At 39.2% G+C, this 3180-nt stretch carries 1 protein-coding gene and 2 pseudogenes; all 3 read left to right on the forward strand.

Features of this window, described 5'->3' with window-relative positions; genetic code table 11:
• Positions 1-154 precede the first annotated feature (154 nt).
• Positions 155-1240 (forward strand): annotated as a pseudogene (locus F6K49_RS53815) (NAD(P)-dependent oxidoreductase); the annotation flags it as partial.
• Positions 1241-1884: 644 nt separating this feature from the next.
• Positions 1885-2580 (forward strand): nitroreductase family protein, encoded by a 696-nt coding sequence (locus F6K49_RS38395; RefSeq protein ID WP_293105612.1) that lies wholly within the window; start codon positions 1885-1887, stop codon positions 2578-2580.
• Positions 2581-2950: 370 nt separating this feature from the next.
• Positions 2951-3180 (forward strand): annotated as a pseudogene (locus F6K49_RS38400) (EamA family transporter); the annotation flags it as partial.

A 3180-nucleotide genomic window follows, 5' to 3' on the forward strand; every position in this document is an offset into this window, starting at 1 on the left:
GGTAAGGATTGATTTTAATATTGGTAAATTGGTAGAATTGGGTGGGGATTAAATAGCGTTCGGCTTAAGATTCGCCCTATCAAAAAAGTTAAGCAATCAACATATGTTACCAAGTAACAGCACTTCGGAGAGGTAATTTACCCTCAATCATCCCACTATCGGTATCATCGGTTGCGGCAATATTGGAGGGCGACAAGCCGCTAATTTTCTAGCCCATGGCTACTCGGTCTATGTCTACGACATCAATGCACATGCCATGGCTCAGTTGCAGTCCCTAGGTGCGTGTATTGTCCAGAGTTGTGCTGAAGTTGCGACTTATTCGGAAATAATTTTTACCGCCCTACCTACTCCAGCCGATGTGATCACAGCCGTGCTAGAGAGTCCGCAGAATCTCTCTGAAGGATTGCGCTCCGGCAGTGTCTACATAGACCTTACTACCAACTCTCCCGAAACCATACTCAGACTTCATCAAGCCATGGAGCAACTGGGGGTTGAAATGTTAGATGCCCCCTTTAATGATTGCCCTGTAGGTGCCGAAAGCAAAGGTGATATGGGTTTAGCAATTATGGCCAGTGGCTCAAAAGTAACCTTCGAGCGAGTGCAGCCTATCCTGGAACTCATGGCTGATCGAGTTCTCTACTGTGGAGAGATTACTACGGGGACTAAATGCAAACTCATCCACAACGCAGTCAATGCGGTTGCAGTCCAAGCCGTGAGTGAAGGAATTACTTTAGGTTTAGCCCAAGGGATACCCCTAGAAATTATTTGGGATTCCCTGCGGTTTGGATCCTTTGGTCAGAATGCTGGGGACATTCACGGTTTACCCCACTATTGGTTTTCCCGGCGCTGTGATGACAGCTCTAAGCACCCAGCCTTTACGGTTAAACTACTGCATAAAGATTTGCGGATTGCTCTAGGCATGGCTAATCAGAGTAATATCTCTGTTAACCACTTAAGCTTGACAGTCAAAGACTATGAAGAAGCAGAGCAACGGGGTTGGTCTAACTACGCTACCACCAAAGTCCGCTGCCTGCAAGAAGAACGAGCTGGAGTGATCGCTAAAGGTGCTCTACCTGTAATCTCCAGTGACACCCAACCGCAACCCCAGTCTAACCCCACGGGGACAGAGGATTCTCCGATCAAAAAAGGGATATTCTCTGTGTTTGCTGTGTTAGTCCTAGTGCTAGGGAGCAACCTTTTTCAATTAGGATTACACTGGCTATTGCGCAGCCCAAATTAATAGTAATTATTTCAATAATAATTAAAAATATAACAATATAGCAAGCTTGATAAGCATCTGTAAATGCTAGCTATAGCTCTATTGCTATTGCCGCTATGACGCATTTATATACTCACCAAAGGGCAAATTTTACCGATTTCTATAACTGAGTGCTTTTTAGTAATTGCTCTAGGCTTCTTTAGTCAGATACTAGGTATATGACTTTAGACTTATTGCCTTAAACAGTTATCTGCTGGGTTTGCTAGCCTACTACTTTTGCTTATTCCAGCTCTTAGGGTTATGGGTATAAGATTGGGTGATATTATCATAAAATATTAGACTTTGGTAAGTTTTTTAGTAATTTTATGCACAATGTATTTGCCACTCTCTAGTAGATCTGCGATCAAATCTGCAGTTTATGATTCTAGTTGATTTAGTCTTAATTATTCAATTAAATCTAATTTTTTAGTATAAACATAGCTAAGTTAAATTTAGGTTATCAATGATATAATATTTTATTTTAAAAATATCAACATTTTAGAATCATTTTTTTCTATTATTTGAGCGATAAAGTAGTAATTTAATATAAAATATATAGTGTAAAAATTTAGTTTTACTTTAATTTTTTACTAAAAGGTAAAAACAACCTAAATAGGGGGTAAAAAATGAACACAATTACACCACTAGATGTCCCTTATGCTATCAAAAAACGACGCTCGATCAGAGTTTTTAAGCCTGACCCGATCGAGCCCGCACTAATAGAGCAGCTTATTAATCTTACAGTTGCTGCTCCTAGTGCTTCCAATGTACAACCATGGCGAATTGTTGTAGTCCAAAATCCGGACAAAAAAGCAGCATTGGCGAAAGCTTATCCTGATGCAGATGACGTTACTGAATTTAATCCTAAGCTTTACAGCCGTCAAGAAATTATTGCTAGTGCGCCAATAAGCTTTGTTTTTACTGCAGATATCAACAGCTGGAAAAAAGCACCAGACATTTTAGAGGAAGCCAAGGATAATGGGACATACTCTGAGCAGTTGGTAGAGTACATGCTGGAAAAAGGTATCCCTGCATTAGTGGAACAACTAGGAGATAAAGCTCGGGAATGGGCAGTTCAAGATACCATGGTGGCAGCGACCCATTTAGTTCTGGCAGCAGAAAGTTTAGGTTTGTCAACCTGTATGATCAATCACCCTTTAGAGGACAAAGTCAAAGAGGTGATTGGAGTTAACAATATGCCTGACATCGCTATCGTTGTGCTTGTGGCTGTAGGTTATGCAGCAGAATCAAGAAAAAATATAGGCCGTTTACCCTTGTCAAGCAATGTGTTTCTAGATACGTTTGGTAACCCAATCCTGTAAAATTACACCACAATTTCCTAAAAACGTCTAACTCTAATAAAAATAGACGTTTTTACTGGGTGCATCTAAACCTTTTAAATCTATAACTCACAGAACAGGAGGTAACAATAGTTGTCTTTTAGCCTTCAATAGTTGTCTGTTTGGCACAGTGACATTTCTAAAATTGAGTATTAACTAGTTTGCCGACTAATTAATATAGCTAATTTAGCATAGTCGGTGAGTGATTTTATTGACTTTACTATTTCTTTAATTTACTCCCAAAAACCATATCAAAAATAAATCCTATTTTCACGCTTTACTAAACATTTTATAGGTATAGGTGTTATGGTTAATTCTATTAACTATATTCCTTTGAACAATAAATAATAACATGACTGCTCAAGGTAAATTATCACGAATACAGTACCTCTCTTCATTTCATATAGATTCCTTGGCGGCCTTAATAGGTAGCCTAATCTGTCTTTCTTTATCACAAATTTTTATCCGTTTGAGTGAAGTGGAAATAGGACCAAATGCTACGGCATTTAATCGTTTTTGGATTGCGGCTGTTGCCTTTGGACTACTGAATAGCTGGTTAAATGGGGGTCACCAAAAGCAGGA

The sequence above is a fragment of the Moorena sp. SIO3I6 genome (genome assembly GCF_010672095.1).